This is a genomic window from Mesorhizobium sp. LNHC229A00 (genome assembly GCF_000502415.1).
In the GTDB taxonomy this organism is placed as follows: Bacteria; Pseudomonadota; Alphaproteobacteria; order Rhizobiales; family Rhizobiaceae; genus Mesorhizobium.
On sequence record NZ_AYWQ01000003.1, the window covers coordinates 492647 to 512080 of the forward strand.

Sequence of the window (19434 nt, forward strand, 5' to 3'; positions counted from 1 at the left end):
ATGCGCTTCTTGTTCTACACCCACTCGCTCGTCTCCGACTGGAACCACGGCAATGCCCATTTCCTTCGAGGCGTCATGCGCGAACTGGTGGCGCGCCGGCATCAGGCCATCGCTCTGGAGCCGGCGGACGGCTGGAGCCGATCGAACCTGCTGGCCGAGAAGGGATCCTTCGCGATCGAACGTTTTCGCAAGGATTTCCCCGAACTGATGCCGGTGACCTATGATGCCGGGTTCGACCATGAAGCCTGGATCGCCGAGGCCGACGTGGTGATCGTCCACGAATGGACCGACCCGAAGCTTGTCGCTCGCATCGGCCGTGCCCGGGCCGATGGCGGCGAATTCACCTTGCTGTTTCACGACACCCATCACCGCGCCGTGTCGGCCACCGAGGCAATCTCGGCGCTCCGCCTGGAACATTATGATGGCGTTCTCGCGTTTGGCGAAGCGCTGCGGGAGAGCTATCTGCGCGCCGGCTGGGGCAAGCGTGTCTTCACCTGGCATGAAGCGGCGGACGATCGCCTATTCAAGCCGCACCCGGAAATCCACGCGACGTCCGACCTGGTCTGGATCGGAAACTGGGGCGACGACGAGCGGACGGCCGAGATCCAGGAGTTCCTGATCGAACCAGTGCGCGATCTCGGTCTTCGGGCCACTGTTCACGGTGTCCGCTATCCCGAGCCGGCACTTGCCGATCTGGCCGCCGCCGGTCTGCGTTACGAAGGGTGGATCGCCAATGCCGACGTGCCGAAGGCGTTCGCCGCGCATCGTGTCACCGTGCACATCCCGCGGCGTCCTTATCGTGAAGGCTTGCCTGGAATTCCGACAATCCGCATGTTCGAGGCACTTGCCTGCGGCATCCCGCTGATTTCAGCGCCTTGGTCCGATGTCGAGCAGCTTTTCAGGCCCGGCGTCGACTTCCTGTTTGCCGAGGATGGATCGCAAATGCGGCAACACCTCCAGGCGGTTTTGGCCGATCCGGATTTTGCGGCCTCCCTGGTGACCTCGGGTCTTGAGACCATCCGCTCACGGCACACCTGCCGCCACCGCGTCGACGAGTTGGTCGACGTGCTCAGGCAATGCACGACCCTGCACACCGCCGAGCTGACCTCCGCAAAGGAAGCCGCAGCATGAAGATCGCATTCTATGGATCGAGCCTTTTGTCGTCCTACTGGAACGGCGCCGCGACCTATTACCGAGGTTTGCTGAAGGCGCTTTCGCAACTGGGCTACGAAATCACCTTCTATGAGCCTGACGTATATGACCGGCAAAAGAACCGCGACATCGAGGCGCCTGACTGGTGCTCGGTCGTCGTCTACGAGGCAACCCACCATGCCCTGATGCAGGTGGCGGCGCGTGCCGCCGAGGCCGATATCGTCGTCAAGGCGAGTGGCGTCGGCTTCGAGGACGAGGCGCTGCTGCGCGCCGTGCTCGACCACGCCCGCAGCGACGCGCTCATCGTATTCTGGGACGTCGACGCGCCGGCGACGCTCGCCCAGCTGCGCGACGAGCCGGACCACCCGCTGCATCGTGCGCTGCAAGAAATCGACCTTGTGTTGACCTATGGCGGTGGCGATCCCGTGGTCTGGGCCTACCGTGCCATGGGCGCGAATGAGTGCGTGCCCATCTACAATGCGCTCGATCCCGAAACGCACCACCCGGTCGCCAGCAATGCGCGTTTTGCCTGCGATCTGGCGTTCCTCGGAAACAGGCTGCCGGACCGTGAAGCGCGTGTGGGATCGTTCTTCCTCGATCCGGCAAGCCAGCTGCCGCAACAACGGTTTCTGCTCGGCGGATCTGGGTGGGGCGACAAGCCGCTCCCCGCCAATGTCGGCTGGCTCGGCCATGTCGGCACCCGCGATCACAACGCCTTCAATGTCACGCCAAAGGCGGTGCTGAACATCAGCCGCGACAGCATGGCCGCGAACGGTTTTTCACCCGCCACGCGTGTCTTCGAGGCGGCTGGCGCCGGCGCTTGCCTGATCACCGATGCTTGGCTCGGCGTCGAGCTGTTCCTGAAACCCGACGAGGAGATCCTTGTGGCGCGCGACGGCGGCGATGTCGCCGAAATCATGGAGGCGCTGACCCCCGCCCGGGCAAAGGCGATCGGCCAGGCCGCACTTCGGCGCGTTCTCGCCGATCATACCTACGCATTGCGGGCGGCCGTGGCTGATGCGGTCTTCAAACGGCATTTGACGCAGGGGACCGTGGAGGCGGCCGAATGACCAGGCAGTTGGACATCGTCTTTCTCGGCCTGTCGCTTTCCTCGTCCTGGGGAAACGGCCATGCCACCACTTTTCGAGGTCTGCTGAAAGGTCTCCACCAACTCGGCCATCGCGTGACTTTTCTGGAGCGCGATGTGCCGTGGTACGCCAATCACCGCGATTTGCGCGATCCGGATTTCTGCGCCTTGCGCTACTACGAAACCGTGCACGAACTGCAAAGCGACTACGCACGGTGTCTGCAACAGGCCGATGTCGTGGTGATCGGCTCCTTCGTGCCGGAAGGGCGCGCGGTGATCGACACCGTCGCTTCTCTTAGCAAAGGACAACTCTGCTTTTACGACATCGACACTCCGGTGACCCTGGCGAAGCTGTCGGCGGACGATTGCGACTATCTGAGCTGGCGCCAGATCCCCTACTTCGACATCTATTTCTCTTTTGCCGGCGGGCCGATGCTTGCCGAACTGACACAGACCTTCGGCGCACGCCGCGCCGAGCCGCTCTACTGTTCGGTCGACCCGGAACGACATCACCGCACCGCCGATCCGATCGGCTGGGACCTCGGTTATCTCGGCACCTACAGCGCCGACCGGCAAGCCACGCTCAATGCGCTTCTGCTGGAGCCTGCACGGCGCATGCCGGATCGGCGTTTCGTCGTGGCCGGCTCGCAATATCCGTCCGATATCGACTGGCCCGACAACGTCGAGCGCATCGAACACTTGCCGCCGGCCGATCATGCCGCATTCTACAGCCGTCAACGCTACACGCTGAACGTCACACGCAGTTCCATGATCGCCGCGGGATGGTCGCCCAGCGTGCGGCTTTTCGAAGCCGCTGCTTGCGGCACGCCGATCATCAGCGACCGCTGGCCAGGCCTCGACAGCTTCTTCCCCGCATCGACGATCCACACAGCCAAGAAGGCGGACGAGATCGTCGCGATCCTGTCCCGGGAATCGACTCGTACACGTCTCGCCATGGCCGACCGGGCACGCGAACTCGTTCTTGCCTCCCACACCGGTGTGGCCAGGGCTCGCGAATTCCTCACGGCGCTTACGCAAAAGGGGGCGGTGGTCCTCGATCTCGATATCGGAAGTGCAGCATGACTGGCAGACAGGAGAAAATCGCGATGCGACAAACAAAAAAAGCGCAAAGGGCAAAGACGGTGCTCGTCGCCGGTGGCGCGGGCTTCCTCGGTTCGCATCTTTGCGAAGCATTGTTACGCGATGGCTGGCGTGTGATCTGCGCCGACAATTTTCTTACCGGTCGCATGGAGAACATCAACGCGATCATGGACCAGCCGGGTTTCCGGTTGATCGAGCAGGATATCTGCCGTCCATTGGACCTTGGCGAGCCGGTGGATCGCATTTTCAACCTGGCATGCGCCGCCTCACCGCCGCGTTACCAGGCCGATCCGATCCACACCACGCGAACCTGTGTCATCGGAACGCTGAACCTGCTCGAACTCGCGGCCCGCAACGACGCGCGATTGCTGCAGGCCTCCACGAGTGAAGTGTATGGCGATCCGGAGCAACATCCGCAGAGGGAGGATTATGTCGGCCATGTGAACTGCACCGGCCCACGCGCCTGCTACGACGAGGGTAAGCGCACGGCCGAGACACTTTGCTTCGATTATCTGCGAGCCGGCAAGGCCGATGTTCGTGTCGCGCGTATCTTCAACACCTACGGGCCGAGAATGGATCCGGCGGACGGCCGCATCGTCTCGAACCTGATCATGCAGGCGCTCGAGAAGCGCCCGTTGACGATTTTCGGCGACGGCATGCAGACGCGATCTTTCTGCTACGTCTCCGATCTGATCGACGGGTTGATGGGTCTTATGGATATCAATCCCAATCCGGGCAAGCCGGTCAATTTGGGCAATCCCGGCGAATTCACCATTGTGCGACTGGCGGCAATGATCAAGGCTATGACCGGCACCAAATCGGATATGACGTTCCTGCCGCTGCCGCAGGATGATCCTCGACGCCGGCAGCCCGACATCTCGCGCGCGAAAGCGCTGCTCGGCTGGACGCCAAGAGTGCCTCTCAACGAGGGGCTCGCCCGAACGATCAGCTATTTCGTCGCGCTTGAAGGCGGCTCGATCGGCGATCAAATGGCAGAACGCTCCACAAGAGCGAGACCCACGTCAGGTGGGCTGCAGAACCTCCCTGCCTGATGCCGGACCACAGCCACATCTTCGCACGGATTCGCGCGGAACATCGGCGCAAGCTTGTGGTTTGACGAGAAGACCAGATATGGAGGACCTCCTCATGCACCCCAAGCGATCTCGGACCGATATCGACAAGATGGCGGAACGAGAGACGGCCGCGTATTTGCGGCGAGCCTCTATCACCTATCTGGAATGCTGTGTCAGCCTGATGATGACGCATCTGCAGCGGGAGGAGGTGGCTAGTATTCTCGAGCAGGAAGCAGACATGTTGCGAAGGCTGGACTGACGGCGGCTATCCCCCCCTGGCCTTGCCCAGGAACCGTGTCAGTCCTGCCGCATATCGGTTTGCCGTCTCCTCGAGCCTTGCTTTTTCCCGGCCATTCTCGGATTGAGCGGCCATGCTCCACAGCCCGAGCTGAAACGCCAAATAGCAAGGTTTGAAATAATCGATGAGCCCGGTCTCGATGCGGCTACCCATGCCGCCGATCAACGTCGCCGCCTCGGCTTCGGACAAGTCATATTCTACGCAGGCGCCTGCAATATCCCATTCTATCGGTTGGCAGCCGATCAGATCGTGTCCTCGGCAATGGTCGACAGCATCCGTCTTGATCAGCGTGCCATCGGAACCGACCAGAAACTCCCAGGGATGCAGCCTGCCGTCGATCTCGGCCCGTTCCAACACCTCTGTGGGCGTGTGCTTCGAGAACCAGGTCCGCAGTCTCGCCGCCCGGCTTTCGCCCAAAGCTTCGGAAGCATTGTGAACGGCCATTTCCGCGAGGGCGAGCAATGATGCACCGGCTTCGCGGGTTCGCAGATTGGTCGCGCGCCAGACTAGATAGCGTGTGAACGCCGTGATAAGTCCCTGCCTGGACAGCGGTAGCTGGTCCATCGTCGTGCCATCGGCCCACCGTTCGACCAGAAAACCGTGGCAGAACCCGATGACGTGCGGCCCGAATCCGGCTTGATGCAACATCTTGGCGGCTTGCGTCTTGCGCAGCCCGGTTTCGCCGAGGCCGACAAATTTGACAAGCCAGCGATCTTGACCCGCGGAGGCCAGGAACTTTCGCCGTTCGGTGCCACGTGTGCTCGGTGGCCAGCGCTTTTCGTCGGTATAGTGAAGGGGTCGCCACGCGCCGCCGGATATTTCGGTCAAGCGCAATTTCGGACTGCCGACCGCCTCGGCTACCCAATCGCGCAGTGTTGGACTTTGCGAGCTTTCGGGAAAGGTGCGTTCGAACGTCATCGCCACATGCTTGCGGCAGCGCACCCATGTCTCCCGAACCTCCGGCGACGCTTCGGCGCCCGGATCGCCCGAATGGCTGGGGAACAGGTGAATGCGGTCCGTACCGATGCCCTGTCTTCTCAGCCACGCGACGACGGCATGGACCGAACTTCCCGACAGGCCAGGACCTTCGTCGACGACGGCGAAGCGAGCCGACGGCTCGTTCCTCCAGGCCGCGACCAAACGCGGATCGGCATTGAGGCACCGATCGAAAGGATGCCCGATCGGGCGCACGCTAATGGGCGCCGGCGCACCGATCGCGGCCGCCACCACGGCCGCGAGCCCCAGGCCGATGCTGCGGATGCCGATCACGCATGTGTTCGCATCGAGACCTGATATCCGCGCCGCGCCGAGATAACTCTCTGGATAAAGCGCATAGTGCGCGTAGCCCTCGGCCGAACCGGTCAAAACCTCTGCCTTGCAATCGAGCCCGGCCAGCATTTGGAGAAGTCGCGGGTCGATGCCACCATCCACGGCGAACCCGTTTCGCCACGACCTCGCCACCTCTGCCGCAAGCCCGACCAGTAGCCTGGCGCCTTGCCGTTGCGAAGGCGAATTGGTGTCGACACCCCGGGCCTTGAAGTCGGCATCGGCGAGCCCCTGGACCAGTTCCGACACGCTGACGAACAGCCCGACCAATGCGGCATGGCGCCGGATGCCGCAAGGCAAGCGATCGAGGCCTTGCGCCATTTCGATCGCCGCCTCCTGAAGCTGTCGTGCGTTCTTGGGGCGCTTGTGGTCGCCGTAGACGATCATTAGTCGATTTCCCATGCTTGCCGTGCGGCAACGCGGCGCGTGCAGCTTCGATCCATGCTGCTTCGCGCAATTTTTGACCAAGCCAAGGAACATTCCGGCACGGTGGCGGTTCGGCGCAAGGAACTTACCTTTGAACAGCATAGGGCGGCAGTTTCGTGGGATCGAAAAAAGTTCGTGTTGGTATCGTTGGAGTGGGCAATTGCGCATCCTCCCTGGTGCAGGGCCTTTCCTATTATCGTCATGCTAAAAGCAACGAACCGATCCCGGGGCTGATGCATGCCGATCTCGGTGGCTATCACGTCGACGACATCGAAATTGTCTGTGCGTTCGATGTCGCAAGAAGCAAGGTCGGCCGTGACGTCGCGGATGCGATCTACGCTCCCCCCAACAACACGTTCCGCTTTGCCGACGCGCCAACGACCGGCGTTCGCGTCGAACGCGGGCCGACGCTTGACGGGATCGGCAAATATCTGCGCGACGAAATCGAAGAAGCGTCCGAACCGGTTGCCAATGTCAGCGAGATCCTGCGCGACAGCGGAGCCGATGTGCTGGTCTCCTACCTGCCGGTGGGTTCGGAGGAGGCGACGCACTTCTATGCTGAATGCGCGCTCGAGGCCGGCTGTGCCTTCGTCAATTGCATACCGGTTTTCATCGCCTCGCGTCCGGAATGGCGCCGGCGCTTCGAGCAACGCGGGCTGCCGCTGGTCGGCGACGACATCAAGAGCCAGGTCGGCGCCACCATCGTGNTGAATGCGCGCTCGAGGCCGGCTGTGCCTTCGTCAATTGCATACCGGTTTTCATCGCCTCGCGTCCGGAATGGCGACGGCGCTTCGAGCAACGCGGGCTGCCGCTGGTCGGCGACGACATCAAGAGCCAGGTCGGCGCCACCATCGTGCACCGGTTGCTGGCCAATCTCTTTCGCGAGCGCGGCGTGCGCATCGATCGCACCTATCAGCTGAATTTCGGCGGCAACACCGATTTTCTCAACATGCTCGAACGCGAGCGGCTGGAATCGAAGAAAATCTCCAAGACGCAATCGGTAACCAGCCAGCTGGATGTTCCCCTGGAACCGGGCAACATCCATGTCGGACCCAGCGATCATGTGCCTTGGCTCACCGATCGCAAATGGGCCTACATCCGCGTCGAAGGGACAACCTTCGGCGGCGTGCCGCTGAATGCCGAGCTCAAGCTGGAGGTGTGGGATTCGCCCAATTCAGCCGGCGTGGTGATCGATGCGGTGCGCTGCGCCAAGCTTGCGCTCGATCGCGGCATTGCCGGGGCGCTGACGGGTCCTTGCAGCTATTTCATGAAATCGCCTCCCGAACAGTTCACCGACGCCGAAGCGCGCCAGCGCACGCTCGCTTTCATCGCCGGCAAGGACGAGCCATTGCTGGATGCCGCGGAATGACGACGACCTTCTTCTTGATCCGCCATGCGGCGCACGACAATGTCGGCTCCTACCTCGCGGGGCGCATGGCCGGCGTATGTCTCGGCGAGGCCGGCAAGGCTCAAGCCGAGCAGCTTGGCGGCCGCATGGCCCGTGAGACCATTGCAGCCATTCTATGCAGCCCGCGCGAGCGCACGCAGGAGACGGCGGTGCCAATCGCTCTCGCTTGCGGTGTCGGCGAAATCGCGATCTGCGCCGAACTCGATGAGATCGACTTCGGCGACTGGTCGGGGAAGACTTTCGACGAATTGAACGGCGATGCCAGTTGGCGCGCGTGGAACGATCAGCGGCAGGAGGCCAGGACTCCGAGCGGCGAAACCATGCTGGATGTCCAGCAGCGCATCGTCTCGCTGATGAACGGCGTCCGCGAGCTGCATCAGAACCAATGTGTCGCCCTGATCAGCCACGCCGATGTGATCAGGGCCGCCGTCTGCAAGGTGCTTGGCTTGCCGGTGGGCGACTGCTTTCGCTTCGACATCGATCCCGCCTCGATCACGACGATCGTATCGGGCGACTGGGGCTCGAAGCTTCTGCGATTGAACGAAGCTGCCTGACGAGGAAATTCCCGATGCGGATGGTCATTTTCGGTCTCACCGTCACGTCTTCATGGGGAAACGGCCATGCCACGTTGTGGCGTGGGCTGATCCGCGCCCTCGCCCGGCTGGGCTGGTCGATCACCTTTTTCGAACGCGACACTCCTTATTATGCCGGGACCCGCGATCTGGATCAGCTCGACGGAGGCAACGTCGTCATCTATCCGGACTGGGAGGACATCCGCCGCGTCGCGGAACGGGCGATGAAGCAAGCGGATGTCGTGGTCGTCACCTCTTACTGTCCCGACGCCGTCGAGGCTTCGCGCCTCGCGCAGCAGGCAAGCCGCGGACTGCGTGTCTTTTACGATCTCGATACTCCAGTCACGCTTGCCCGCGTCGAACAAGGTGAGCGTCCGCCCTATTTCGGACCTGAAGGCCTTGCCGACTACGACCTCGTCCTGAGCTACACCGGCGGCCCGGCAATCGAGGCGCTGAAGACGGTGCTGGGGGCGCGCCGCGTGATGCCGCTCTACGGGCATGTCGATCCGGACCAGCACCGGCCGGCAGAGAAGCGGGCCGAATTCGCCGGTGATCTGTCCTATCTCGGGACCTACGCGGCGGATCGCCAGGCCGGCGTCGAAACGCTTCTGGTCCGCCCGGCCGCGCGCCTGCCCGACCAGCGCTTCATCATCGGCGGCGCACAATATCCGCAGGAATTCCCATGGAGCGACAACATCTTCTTTGTCAGACATCTGCCGCCCGCCGACCATCCGGCGTTCTTCTCCTCGTCGCGACTGACACTGAACGTCACCCGCGAAGCGATGGCGCAAAAGGGCTGGTGCCCGTCGGGACGGCTCTTCGAAGCGGCCGCGTGCGGAGCTGCCATCATCACCGACGCATGGCCAGGGCTTGTGGAATTCTTCGAACCCGGCCGCGAAGTGCTGTTGGCGCGCGACACGGATGATGTTGTCGCGGCACTGCAATTGCCGGAGTTCGAACTCGACGGCATTCGAAGGCGAGCCCGCGAGCGGGTCTTGGGAGAGCACACTTCCGCCAAGCGCGCAGCGGAACTGGACAAAATCCTGGCCGATGCCTTGCGAAACCCAGTCGGCGAACCGATGAAGGAAGCAGTCTGATGTTGGGCATCGTGCCCGCTGCCGGACGCGGCAGCCGCATTCAACCGCTCGGCTTCTCGAAGGAGTTGCTGCCGGTCGGCAGCCGGATCGACGGACAGACCGAACGCCCCTGCGCCGTGAGCGAGTATCTGGTACGACGCATGGTCCAGGCAGGCGTCGACAAGATTTGCTTCATCATCGGATCGGGCAAATCCGACATCCTCGAATATTATGCCGCCGGCTACGGTGAGGCGGCAGCGCTCTTCGTGGTGCAGCCCCAACCCGTTGGTCTCTGCGACGCGATTTTCCGGGCAGCGCCCCTCGTCGCGCCCGACGAGGTCGTCCTCGTCGGGCTTCCAGATACGATCTGGTTTCCCGAGGACGGTTTCTGTCACTTGCCTGACGATCAGCTTTCATTTCTGCTCTTCCCGGTGGATAGCCCGGAATTCTTCGACGCCGTCGTTACCGATGATGACGAGCGGGTGATCGAAGTCCAGGTCAAGCGGCAGGACGCCGCCACGAACTGGGTGTGGGGCGCGTTCAAGATGCCCGGCCATATCCTGCATCGGCTTGCGGCACTCTGGCGCGAGCGGGATGGTCGTGACGAATATATCGGCACGTTGATCAACGCCTACCTTGCGGGCGGAGGTGTGGCCTATGGTGTCAAGGCAGGGTCCGCTTATGTCGATGTCGGTACCTTCAATGGTTATCGCACAGCTCTGCGGTTGCTTGAAAGCGGTGTCCCGTCAGCTCATCACCAGCCCGCAACGATCATGCCCGGCGCGCATTCGCATGTGCCTGTCGTTCCGGGCGAAGGAGCCTGACCATGTTGCATTCCCATGCCGAAATTCGCCGGCGCATCGACGCGCTCGGCCCGTGGTTCCACAACATGGACCTGGCCGGCGTCGAAACCGCGCCCGACCACTTTCTCGGCAACTACCCGCTGATCAAATGGCGCAAATTCGCCGATGCCATACCCGCTGATCTGACCGGCAAGACCGTGCTGGATATTGGCTGCAATGCCGGCTTCTACTCGATCGAGATGAAACGACGAGGCGCCGCCCGTGTCCTCGGGATCGATTTCGACGAGGCCTATCTGGCGCAGGCCCGCTTTGCCGCCGAGATCGCGGACTGTGATATCGAATTCCAGAAGCTGTCGGTCTACGACGTCGGTGCCCTGCGCGAGACATTCGATGTCGTGCTCTTCATGGGAGTGCTTTACCATCTGCGCCACCCCTTGCTCGCGCTCGACCTAATCCGTGAGCACGTCGCCGGCGACCTGATGATCTTTCAGTCCATGCAGCGCGGCAGCAAGGACCTGCCCGAGTTGGAAGAGAACTATCATTTCTGGACGCATGAGTTGTTCGACCAGCCTCAATTTCCCAAGCTGCATTTCATCGAACACCGCTATGCCGACGATCCGACCAACTGGTGGATACCGAACCGGGCCTGCACCGAAGCGATGCTGCGCAGCGCCGGTTTCGAAATCGTTCTGCATCCCGAGCAGGAGGTCTATTTCTGCCGCGCTGCCGGCGATCCGGCCGGCGGCGGCGCGATATATCCGTCGAAAGGAAAGCTCCATGATTGAAGCCGCGATGATCTGGAACGAGCCCAACAACAAATCGCATTGGGACCCCGAGCTCGACCCCGATTGGAGCCGCTTTGCCAGGATGGCAGTCCTGTCGGCGGACGCGATCGCGTCCGAGAACCCGGCTCTGACAAAAGTGCTTGGCGGCATCTCGCCGATAGACCCCGGCTTTATCACGCGCATGAAGGAATTCGGCGTGCTGGACCATGTCGACGCCGTCGCGGTTCACGGCTTTCCCCTCGACTGGAACCTGTGGCAAATTCAGGAATGGCCGCAGAAGATCGGTGAGATCGCGACCGTCACCGACCTCCCTATCTGGGTCAGCGAAGTCGGCGTATCGACCTTCGGAGCCGAGGAAATACAGGTCTGGGGGCTCAAGCGCACCGCCGAATTGCTGCTCGGCAACGCACCGCGGATCCAGTGGTACAGCCTCTATGACCTTCCGCGTGAATGGGAAGCAACGACGCGGCATCGCGAAGCGGAGGGATCCTCCTATTACCGTCATTTCCACATGGGGCTGCTGCGCCAGGACGGTACGCCGAAGCCGTCGCTGGAAGAATTCCTGCGCTACACACCCGCAATGGGCCTAGTGCAGTGGTTTCATTTCGAGGACCCGCGGCTGGACGATGCCGTCGCCTGGATGAAGCGGCTCGGCGTGACCAATATGCGCACGGGGCTTTCCTGGGCCGACAGTTTCAGGCCGAATGCGTTGGACTGGTTCGACCGACAGATGGAAGCACTCGCCGCTTTCGACGTCACGGTCACCTTCTGCTTCACGCCCGAGCATCGCGGAATGATGCCTCACCACACCAGCCCCCCGCTGGTACCCGAGGAATTCGCCGAGTTCTGCGCAACGATGATCCGCCGCTACGCGCCCGGCATGACGTCCGCCTCGCTCCCGACGCAGCGGGCCTCGGCTGCGTGAGGCTCTCATGCGACCCGATCCGCGATCGTTGGATATCCTGACCGAAGTCGAGGCCGCCTGCTCCGCCGCCAATTCGCTGCCTCCGGCAGAACGGCCGGGCCGGCCATGACGCTCACCGTCCTCAATGTCGCCTATCCCCTCGCGCCTGTCGGACCGGATGCGGTCGGGGGTGCCGAACAGGTCCTGACGATGCTCGATCGTGCACTGGTTGGCGCGGGTCATCGGTCCATCGTCGTCGGCTGCCGGGGCTCCAGTGCGAGCGGCACGCTTCTGGAAACACCGGCGGAAGGCGGCGTGCTCGACGAGGCGGCAAAGAGCCGCGCGCAGCAGGCTCATCGAACCGCGATCGCCGCTGCCCGCGCCAGGTGGCCAATCGATGTGGTCCATCTGCATGGCATCGACTTCGATGCCTATCTGCCCGACGATGGCCCGACCTTAGTGACCCTTCACCTGCCGCTGGACTGGTATCCGGCCGGGGTACTGCGCCCGACGCGCGACGACCTGTGGCTTCATGCAGTCTCGGCCGCTCAGCAGAAAACCGCGCCACCCGGCGCCAGACTGGCGCCGCCAATTCCGAATGGAGTAGACATAGAGGCGCTCAGCCTGCTGCAGCCTAAGCGCGACTTCGCACTGGTTCTGAGCCGTATCTGCCCAGAAAAGGGCATCCACCTGGCGCTGGACGCGGCCAAGCAAGCAGGTGTGCCGCTGGTTGTTGGCGGCAAGGTCTATCCCTATGAAACGCACACGCGGTACTTTCGCGACGAGGTCCAAGCTCGCCTCGATGGCCGCCGCCGCTTTCTTGGTCCGCTCGGTTTCACCGCCAAGCGGCGCTTTCTCAACGCAGCACGCTGTCTGGTCATACCGAGCCTCGCCGCCGAGACCAGCTCCCTTGTCGCCATGGAGGCGCTGGCCTGCGGCACACCGGTGATCGCCTTTCCGAATGGTGCGCTTCCGGACGTGATCGAGCACGGCAAGACCGGTTTTCTCGTCAATACGGTCGACGAGATGGCACAAGCCATCGTTGCGGCGTCAAGCCTGGACGCCGGGACATGCCGGGCCGAGGCGCGACGGCGGTTCTCGCTGGAGGGAATGATCTCCTCTTACATGGATGCCTATCAAGCGCTGGCAGGACTTGGCACCGATGCCGGGCGCCTCGCCGTCACGCCGTGAGCAAGCCTGTGTTGCGCGGCGAGATCATCGATGATCCGGCGCAATTCGATACGCTTGCGCCGGATTGGTGGGGATTGTGGGAGCAGAGTTCCTCGGCGACGCCGTTTCAATCTCCCGCGTGGCTGGTGCCATGGTGGCGCACATTCGGGCCCGGCGACCTGGCGACGGTCGCGGTCTGGCGCGGAGGCGACCTGATAGGTCTGGCGCCCCTTTATCTAGAGCACGGAACCGCCGGCTCGAAACTTCTTCCGGTCGGCATTTCGCTCAGCGACTATCTGGATATCCTGTGTGTTCCCGGCATCGAGAACCAGGTCGCAGCCATTGTTGCCGAAAAGATCCTCTCGGTCGGCTGGTCGCAGTGGATCCTGTCGGATTTACCGGAGGGCAGCGCCGCTCTTGCGATTGCGCATCCCGATCTGAAGGCGGGGCGGCCAGCCACTCATGGTGCTTGCCCCGTGCTGGCCATCGCCGGAGACGATACCCTTGCAGGCTGCGTACCCTCCCGACGCCGGCGCCAGTTGCGACGGGCGCAACAGGCCGCATCCAGACGCGGCCGGATCGCGTTGTCGTCGGCACGAGGCGATCCTCAAACCTTCCTCGATCAGTTGATCCGCCTGCACGACGCGCGCTGGGCCGGACACGGAGGTGGCGTGTTGGCCGACGCCGCTGTAGAGGAATTCCACAGGCGCTCATTTCCCTTGCTCGACGCTCGCGGCCTGGTCCGATGCTGGCTTTTGGCAATCGATGGCAGGACGGTCGGGGCCTATTACGGCTTCCACCATCGGGGTCGTGCCTATGCCTATCTCGGGGGCTTCGACCCCGCCTATGCCGAAGAGAGCCCAGGGGCGATCCTGATCGGCCACGCGATCGCGGAATCGATCCGCGAAGGTGCGTGCGAGTTCGATTTCCTGCGCGGCCAGGAAGCCTACAAATATGGCTGGGGCGCCATCGACAGGTGGACGATGCGCCGGGCCTGGACGCGGAGTTGATACCATGCCTGCGACCAGGCCAAAATCCGCTCCGCGCCGCACAACGATCAGATCGGCTGTTGAAGACTGCATGGCGGATGGTGTCTGCGCCGAAGCAGTCGTCGCCAGGCTGGCGCTTCACCTGCAGACGGGGATCAGGGCGGCGGAACTGGCAAAGATCGTGCTGGAAACCATCCCGGCGAATGCGCGAGACGCGGAACGGCTGCAAGAGATAGCCGGGTTGCTTCGCCGCAAGCCAGATGTCTTTGCCACATTGCGAGCGACGGGAGCTGCCGTTCGGCACACACGCGACGAGGGGGAGACCGGTGCCGCCGTCGTCACGCGGCTGGCCTCGAGCTTCGATGCGGCGGCAGCGATTTCGGAGACAGCAAGTGTCCAGCTCGCATCCCTAGGGGATGAGGAAAGGCTCTCAGCCACGACCGACGAAGTCGTCGCCTGGCTCAAGCAGCAGGACTTCTCCGGAACCCACCGGGATATTCTGGACATTGGTTGTGGCATCGGCCGTTTCGAGCATGCGCTTTCCAACTCCTTCAACCGCATGATCGGCATCGACATATCCTCGCGGATGATCTCCATCGCCTCCGAGCGGTGCGCCGCGCTGGGCAATGTCGAGTTGCGACAAACCTCCGGTCTCGATTTGAGCGAATTCGACGACGGCAGTTTCGATTGCGTGCTCGCGGTTGACAGCTTTCCTTATCTGGTTCTGGCCGGCATGGCTGAGGGGCATTTCGATGAGATCGCACGCGTTCTGAAACGGCCTGGCTGGCTCGCCTTGCTGAACTATTCCTATCGCGGATCGCTTTCGTGGGACCGCGCCGACATCGGCCGCCTGGCGGAAGCTCACCAAATGCGGGTCGTCATCAACGGCGAGAAGCCGTTTCGGTCATGGGATGGCGAGGTTTTCCTACTTGCTCGAGGCGGCGGAACATTACTGCGCGCCGCCAGTTCGGACGTCGAACCAGAGGCGCCGAAGAGCGGCACCGACCCGAAGGAGGAAAGCATGGCACCCGGCGGCAAGAAACATCGGCCGCGGGAAGCAGCATGGCGATGACCGCGGGCTGGACGGTGATCGCATCAAGTCCGATTAATATCAGGATCACGCCACCGACCAGGCGCCGAAGGACTGAACGCGGTCGCTCCACTTCCTTGGCCTGCAGCACGGAGGGCCAAGGAAATAAACCTGTGCAAGGATTGCCGGCAACCCTGCCGGCGGCGGACATCGCCTTGTAATGTCCGGCATTTGTCACCACACTAAAGTCAGGGACTGCTGGTTATCAAGAGAATATGGATGTCTCATTCGAGCGACGATACCGCGGACCCGCAATTCGGTCTGGCCATGGATCAGGAGATCACTTCTCTCCTGGACGCCATAGAGCAGGAAAAAATCCCGGATCGTCTGACCAGGCTGGCCATGGAGTTGCAAAACGCGCTGGTTGAGAAACGTCGACGTGACGTGCAGAACTGACTATCTGCGGCTGTCACCCTCTATATCGAGTTGACCATCCGATAGATGATTTCGTCTCTCAATCAGTGTCTGCAACGAAGTCTCCCCAAGCAATTCGAGAATATTGGCGCGGGCACGGTTCAGCCGACTTTTTACCGTCCCCACCGCGCAGCCGCATATCTCGGCCGTTTCTTCATAACTCACTCCCAGAACGCCAATCAGCATCAGGACCTCGCGTTGGTGTTCCGGTAGCCTTTGAATGGCGGCGTGGACTTCCTTGCTCTGAACGCTCCATTCCTGGGTGGCTTCCGAAATTGGTCGGGACGACGCGCAGTCGAGCAGGCCTGGCGCTTCCCGGGCAGCGATCTTGACCCGGGTGTAGTAGGTGTTGCGCATGATGGTGAAGAGCCACGACTTCATGCGTGTGCCGGGTTCGAACTTGTCGATGTTGGCGAGACCCTTGGTCAGTGTCTCCTGTACCAGATCGTCGGCATCGTCGGGGACGCGGCAGAAGGTTCGCGCGAAAGCCCGCATGGCGGGTATGAGCTCAACGATGGAAACTTCATTGGTTTCTTGGTCGGCCAAAATGTAGCCTCCGGATGACAATGGTCCAGCTCCCAGAAGAAGAGTGTATGAACGCAGCCCCTGCTAAATGCATGGAAGTTTGGTTCGTTCCTCGCGCTGAAGACAACTCTTCAGAAATTCGGCGCAGCGCGACATCTCACCCAATCGGTCTGTGCCGTCGCCGAGATAGGGATGCCGCCTTGCCGATGCACGCGAGGCGCACCGGTTCTTCACGGGAACAAAGCCGCGCACCGGCAGTTTGACGTCCTGAGTACTTCCACCCCCTCCGGCATCAAACGAGGTATGTCATGGCCAAATCCGCCCGTCGTTCCGCTCGCCAATCGGCAAGTGGACAGGAACCGGATAGCGCGCGCGGAAACGGCGGGGAATTGCACCAGATCGCCGGGGGTGAGACGCCCACTCTGACCACGGCGCTGGGAACACCCGTCTCCGACGATCAAAACACATTGCGGATCGGCGAACGCGGACCAGCGCTGATCGAGGACTCTCATTTTCGGGAGAAGATTTTCCACTTCGACCACGAACGCATTCCCGAAAGGGTCGTTCATGCTCGCGGCTACGGCGCGCATGGTTACTTCGAAACCTACGAGTCTCTGGCCAAATACACACGTGCCGATATTTTCCAGAGGGCCGGCGAAAAGACACCGGCCTTCGTGCGCTTCTCGACGGTTGCCGGCAACAGAGGCTCGTTCGATCTCGCCCGCGACGTCCGCGGCTTCGCGGTCAAGCTATACACCAGGGAAGGCAATTGGGATCTGGTCGGCAACAATATCCCGGTCTTCTTCATCCAGGACGCGATTAAGTTTCCCGATCTGATCCATGCCGCCAAACAAGAGCCGGACCGGGCCTTTCCTCAAGCCCAGACCGCTCACGATAATTTCTGGGACTTCATCAGCCTGATGCCGGAATCGATGCACATGGTGATGTGGATCATGTCGGATCGCGCGATCCCGCGCTCCTTCCGCTTCATGCAGGGCTTTGGCGTGCACACGTTCCGCTTGGTCAACGCGAAAGACGAGTCCACCTTCGTCAAATTCATCTGGAAGCCAAAGCTCGGCATGCAATCGGTGGTCTGGAATGAGGCGGTCAAGATCAATGGCGCCGATCCAGACTTTCACCGTCGCGATCTATGGGACGCCATCCAGTCCGGCAATTTCCCGGAATGGGAGTTGACGGTGCAATTGTTCGATCAGGCGTTTGCCGACAGCTTCGACTTCGACATTCTGGACGCAACCAAAATTATTCCTGAAGAGGTGCTCGAACCGATCCCGGTCGGGCGGCTGGTGCTTGACCGGATGCCGGATAATTTCTTCGCGGAGACCGAGCAGGTTGCCTTCATGACGCAGAATGTGCCGCCCGGAATTGACTTCTCCAACGATCCGCTTCTGCAGGGCCGCAACTTCTCCTATCTCGATACCCAGTTGAAACGGCTGGGCAGCCCGAACTTTACCCATCTCCCGATCAATGCGCCGAAATGCCCGTTCGCCCATTTCCAACAGGACGGACACATGGCTATGCGCAATCCGGTCGGTCGCGCCAACTATGAACCGAATTCATGGGGGCTGGGACCGCGCGAGGATCCGCAACGCGGCTTTCGTTCCTTCGCCGATGCCGAGGAAGGGCAGAAGGTGCGTCTGCGCGCGGAAAGCTTCGCCGATCACTACAGCCAGGCCCGGCAATTCTTCAACAGCCAGACACCGCCGGAGCAGCGCCACATCGCCATGGCGCTGACCTTCGAATTGAGCAAGGTCCAGGCACCGGCGATCCGCGAACGCATGGTTTCGCATCTGCTCAACATTGACGAAACCCTGGCGACCACCGTCGCCGACAAGCTCGGCATTCGGAATATGCCCGACCCCGCGGAGGCAGCCGTTCCGACGCGCGACGACCTGCCGCCTTCGCCGGCGCTCAGCATCATCGAGAACGGGCCTGACAGTTTCAAGGGCCGCAAAGTCGGCGTCTTGCTTAGCAATGGAACCGACACCGGGCTGTTCGAAGAGCTCCGTTCCGCCATCGAAACGGAAGGCGCGGTGATGGAGGTGATCGCGCCCAAGGTGGGCGGCGTCGACGCGGCTGACGGCAGCCACATCGAGGCTAGGCACATGATCGACGGCGGCCCGTCCGTGTTGTTCGACGCCGTGGTACTGCTTCTCTCCGAGGAGGGTGCCGAGATGCTGCTCGACGAGGCGGCCGCGAGGGACTTCGTGTCAGATGCGTTCGCCCATTGCAAATTCATCGGCTTCACAGCGGCAGCCCAACCTCTCCTGGCAAAGGCGGGCGTAGCTCCCGATGCCGATGAGGGGCTGATCGAGCTTGATACCGCAGGTTCCGTGAAGACGTTTATAGAGGCGTGCCGCAAACTGCGGCTGTGGGCACGGGAGACCGCCGTCAAGCTTTGATGCGCAGAGCTATGCGTTGTCACACCGGCGCATGGCTGCAAGGCCCGGTATGCAGCCATGCCCGGGCCCTATGGTTGGCGGGCCTCTCTGGCGGCCTGTTCTCGCTGCCGTTTCAGGACCTCGTCGGTCCCGACCAGCTTCTTTGCTCCGCCTGGAATTGCCGTGGACACCACCGCGGGCGGGTCGCTTGCCGGAAAAGAATCCTCCAACCCTGCCTGCAGTTGATCCTCGAGCGTCTGCGGTTCTTCGGAGCGGCCGGGCGTCCTGCGTGTATCTATCTTCTCCAGCGACTGTTTCTTCTTTGGCGACTCATTGGCTTCCCGGATCAAGGCATAAAGCTGCTCGATCGCGAATTCCTTGATCGTTTCGAAATCGGACCGATCGTCCTGCGTCGCCTCTATCTGGTCGACCATGGCCTTCTCGAACCGCCCAAGGCTTTCACCGCCGCAGGCGTGAGAAAGGCGCAGCAATGCCTCGTGCAGCATCATCGGGGTGAAGTAAGCCGACGCTTCAAGCCTGAGTTGTCGCAGACGATCCGGAGTGGCAGCCTGGAATTTTGACATGGACGGTGTCCTTTCTCTCACGAGCGTGTCAACGACAGTTGATCGCCGATGTTCCACCACGCCTGAACATACTTGATGTCCAGCGACCTACCGGAACCAGCTTGCCGCCCTCTGGAGCAGTCCATTATCTGCGTGACAGGTCATGAGAAGCCGGTTCTCCTGCAAAGGGGCCCGACGACGCTTCCAACATGTCACGATTTCTTGTGATGAAGGAACCAACTCGGGATTGACCGGTTCGGACCTCATCCACCG

General features: G+C 61.9%; 18 protein-coding genes and 2 pseudogenes. 17 read left to right on the forward strand and 3 right to left on the reverse strand.

Annotated elements, in window-relative coordinates; all coding sequences use genetic code 11:
* The 5 genes from X742_RS160400 to X742_RS160380 all read left to right on the forward strand — a co-directional run bounded on the left by X742_RS160400 (position 1) and on the right by X742_RS160380 (position 4672).
* A complete protein-coding gene (locus tag X742_RS160400; protein WP_023771271.1) occupies positions 1 to 1131 on the forward strand; it encodes a glycosyltransferase in 1131 nt (376 codons plus the stop codon).
* On the forward strand, positions 1128 to 2222 hold the full coding sequence (locus tag X742_RS160395; RefSeq protein ID WP_023771272.1) for a glycosyltransferase: 1095 nt from the start codon (positions 1128 to 1130) through the stop codon (positions 2220 to 2222). Before X742_RS160400 ends, X742_RS160395 begins: the two co-directional genes overlap by 4 nt.
* Positions 2219 to 3322, forward strand: a complete 1104-nt coding sequence (locus X742_RS160390; RefSeq protein WP_023771273.1) for a glycosyltransferase — start codon at positions 2219 to 2221, stop codon at positions 3320 to 3322. Before X742_RS160395 ends, X742_RS160390 begins: the two co-directional genes overlap by 4 nt.
* A 23-nt stretch (positions 3323 to 3345) precedes the next feature.
* A complete protein-coding gene (locus X742_RS160385; protein ID WP_023771274.1) occupies positions 3346 to 4392 on the forward strand; it encodes a UDP-glucuronic acid decarboxylase family protein in 1047 nt (348 codons plus the stop codon).
* Between the two features lie 79 nt (positions 4393 to 4471).
* Complete coding sequence (locus X742_RS160380; RefSeq protein ID WP_015319152.1) at positions 4472 to 4672, forward strand: hypothetical protein; 201 nt, start codon at positions 4472 to 4474, stop codon at positions 4670 to 4672.
* Between the two features lie 6 nt (positions 4673 to 4678).
* Here X742_RS160380 and X742_RS160375 read toward each other — a convergent pair whose 3' ends face one another.
* Positions 4679 to 6424 (reverse strand): hypothetical protein, encoded by a 1746-nt coding sequence (locus X742_RS160375; protein ID WP_023771276.1) that lies wholly within the window; start codon positions 6422 to 6424, stop codon positions 4679 to 4681.
* A 155-nt stretch (positions 6425 to 6579) separates the two neighbouring features.
* Here X742_RS160375 and X742_RS1000000175565 point away from each other — a divergent pair.
* The 11 genes and pseudogenes from X742_RS1000000175565 to X742_RS1000000172220 form a co-directional block, all read left to right on the forward strand.
* A pseudogene (locus X742_RS1000000175565) lies at positions 6580 to 7170 on the forward strand (inositol-3-phosphate synthase); the annotation flags it as partial.
* A gap of 2 nt (positions 7171 to 7172) precedes the next feature.
* A pseudogene (locus X742_RS0136405) lies at positions 7173 to 7832 on the forward strand (inositol-3-phosphate synthase); the annotation flags it as partial.
* Complete coding sequence (locus X742_RS160370) at positions 7829 to 8425, forward strand: histidine phosphatase family protein (protein WP_023771277.1); 597 nt, start codon at positions 7829 to 7831, stop codon at positions 8423 to 8425. The pseudogene X742_RS0136405 and the gene X742_RS160370, both read left to right, overlap by 4 nt.
* 14 nt (positions 8426 to 8439) lie before the next feature.
* Positions 8440 to 9540: a glycosyltransferase gene (locus X742_RS160365; protein ID WP_023771278.1), complete on the forward strand. Its 1101-nt coding sequence runs from the start codon at positions 8440 to 8442 to the stop codon at positions 9538 to 9540.
* On the forward strand, positions 9540 to 10343 hold the full coding sequence (locus X742_RS160360; protein WP_023771279.1) for a sugar phosphate nucleotidyltransferase: 804 nt from the start codon (positions 9540 to 9542) through the stop codon (positions 10341 to 10343). The genes X742_RS160365 and X742_RS160360 overlap by 1 nt, the downstream gene beginning before the upstream one ends.
* A 2-nt stretch (positions 10344 to 10345) precedes the next feature.
* Positions 10346 to 11107 carry a TIGR04290 family methyltransferase gene (locus X742_RS160355; RefSeq protein WP_023771280.1) on the forward strand — a complete coding sequence of 254 codons (762 nt, stop codon included), beginning with the start codon at positions 10346 to 10348 and terminating at the stop codon, positions 11105 to 11107.
* A complete protein-coding gene (locus X742_RS160350; RefSeq protein ID WP_023771281.1) occupies positions 11100 to 12032 on the forward strand; it encodes a beta-xylosidase in 933 nt (310 codons plus the stop codon). Before X742_RS160355 ends, X742_RS160350 begins: the two co-directional genes overlap by 8 nt.
* Before the next feature lie 294 nt (positions 12033 to 12326).
* Complete coding sequence (locus X742_RS160345; protein WP_245275508.1) at positions 12327 to 13202, forward strand: glycosyltransferase; 876 nt, start codon at positions 12327 to 12329, stop codon at positions 13200 to 13202.
* Positions 13199 to 14191 (forward strand): GNAT family N-acetyltransferase, encoded by a 993-nt coding sequence (locus X742_RS160340; protein WP_023771283.1) that lies wholly within the window; start codon positions 13199 to 13201, stop codon positions 14189 to 14191. Before X742_RS160345 ends, X742_RS160340 begins: the two co-directional genes overlap by 4 nt.
* Positions 14192 to 14261: 70 nt before the next feature.
* Positions 14262 to 15242 (forward strand): class I SAM-dependent methyltransferase, encoded by a 981-nt coding sequence (locus tag X742_RS160335; RefSeq protein WP_245275509.1) that lies wholly within the window; start codon positions 14262 to 14264, stop codon positions 15240 to 15242.
* A 237-nt stretch (positions 15243 to 15479) separates the two neighbouring features.
* Positions 15480 to 15656 (forward strand): hypothetical protein, encoded by a 177-nt coding sequence (locus X742_RS1000000172220; RefSeq protein ID WP_015319163.1) that lies wholly within the window; start codon positions 15480 to 15482, stop codon positions 15654 to 15656.
* Here the strand turns inward: X742_RS1000000172220 and X742_RS160330 are convergent, their stop codons facing one another.
* Entirely contained in the window at positions 15657 to 16220 is a 564-nt protein-coding gene (locus X742_RS160330) for a sigma-70 family RNA polymerase sigma factor (protein WP_023771285.1), read from the reverse strand.
* A 287-nt stretch (positions 16221 to 16507) separates the two neighbouring features.
* Between X742_RS160330 and X742_RS160325 the strand changes: the two genes are divergently transcribed.
* Positions 16508 to 18619: a catalase gene (locus X742_RS160325; RefSeq protein ID WP_023771286.1), complete on the forward strand. Its 2112-nt coding sequence runs from the start codon at positions 16508 to 16510 to the stop codon at positions 18617 to 18619.
* A gap of 68 nt (positions 18620 to 18687) precedes the next feature.
* Here X742_RS160325 and X742_RS160320 read toward each other — a convergent pair whose 3' ends face one another.
* Positions 18688 to 19239: a hypothetical protein gene (locus X742_RS160320; RefSeq protein WP_245275510.1), complete on the reverse strand. Its 552-nt coding sequence runs from the start codon at positions 19237 to 19239 to the stop codon at positions 18688 to 18690.
* Positions 19240 to 19434: the final 195 nt, after the last annotated feature.

Bases quoted from the DNA above. Each gene is read 5' to 3' on its own strand.
- X742_RS160355 (WP_023771280.1), top strand. From the start codon at position 10,346: ATGTTGCATTCCCATGCCGAAATTCGCCGGCGCATCGACGCGCTCGGC.
- X742_RS160370 (WP_023771277.1), top strand. From the start codon at position 7,829: ATGACGACGACCTTCTTCTTGATCCGCCATGCGGCGCACGACAATGTC.
- X742_RS160365 (WP_023771278.1), top strand. From the start codon at position 8,440: ATGCGGATGGTCATTTTCGGTCTCACCGTCACGTCTTCATGGGGAAAC.
- X742_RS160350 (WP_023771281.1), top strand. From the start codon at position 11,100: ATGATTGAAGCCGCGATGATCTGGAACGAGCCCAACAACAAATCGCAT.
- X742_RS160360 (WP_023771279.1), top strand. From the start codon at position 9,540: ATGTTGGGCATCGTGCCCGCTGCCGGACGCGGCAGCCGCATTCAACCG.
- X742_RS160400 (WP_023771271.1), top strand. From the start codon at position 1: ATGCGCTTCTTGTTCTACACCCACTCGCTCGTCTCCGACTGGAACCAC.
- X742_RS160390 (WP_023771273.1), top strand. From the start codon at position 2,219: ATGACCAGGCAGTTGGACATCGTCTTTCTCGGCCTGTCGCTTTCCTCG.
- X742_RS1000000172220 (WP_015319163.1), top strand. From the start codon at position 15,480: ATGTCTCATTCGAGCGACGATACCGCGGACCCGCAATTCGGTCTGGCC.
- X742_RS160385 (WP_023771274.1), top strand. From the start codon at position 3,346: ATGCGACAAACAAAAAAAGCGCAAAGGGCAAAGACGGTGCTCGTCGCC.
- X742_RS160380 (WP_015319152.1), top strand. From the start codon at position 4,472: ATGGAGGACCTCCTCATGCACCCCAAGCGATCTCGGACCGATATCGAC.
- X742_RS160335 (WP_245275509.1), top strand. From the start codon at position 14,262: ATGGCGGATGGTGTCTGCGCCGAAGCAGTCGTCGCCAGGCTGGCGCTT.
- X742_RS160375 (WP_023771276.1), bottom strand. From the start codon at position 6,424: ATGATCGTCTACGGCGACCACAAGCGCCCCAAGAACGCACGACAGCTT.
- X742_RS160325 (WP_023771286.1), top strand. From the start codon at position 16,508: ATGGCCAAATCCGCCCGTCGTTCCGCTCGCCAATCGGCAAGTGGACAG.
- X742_RS160395 (WP_023771272.1), top strand. From the start codon at position 1,128: ATGAAGATCGCATTCTATGGATCGAGCCTTTTGTCGTCCTACTGGAAC.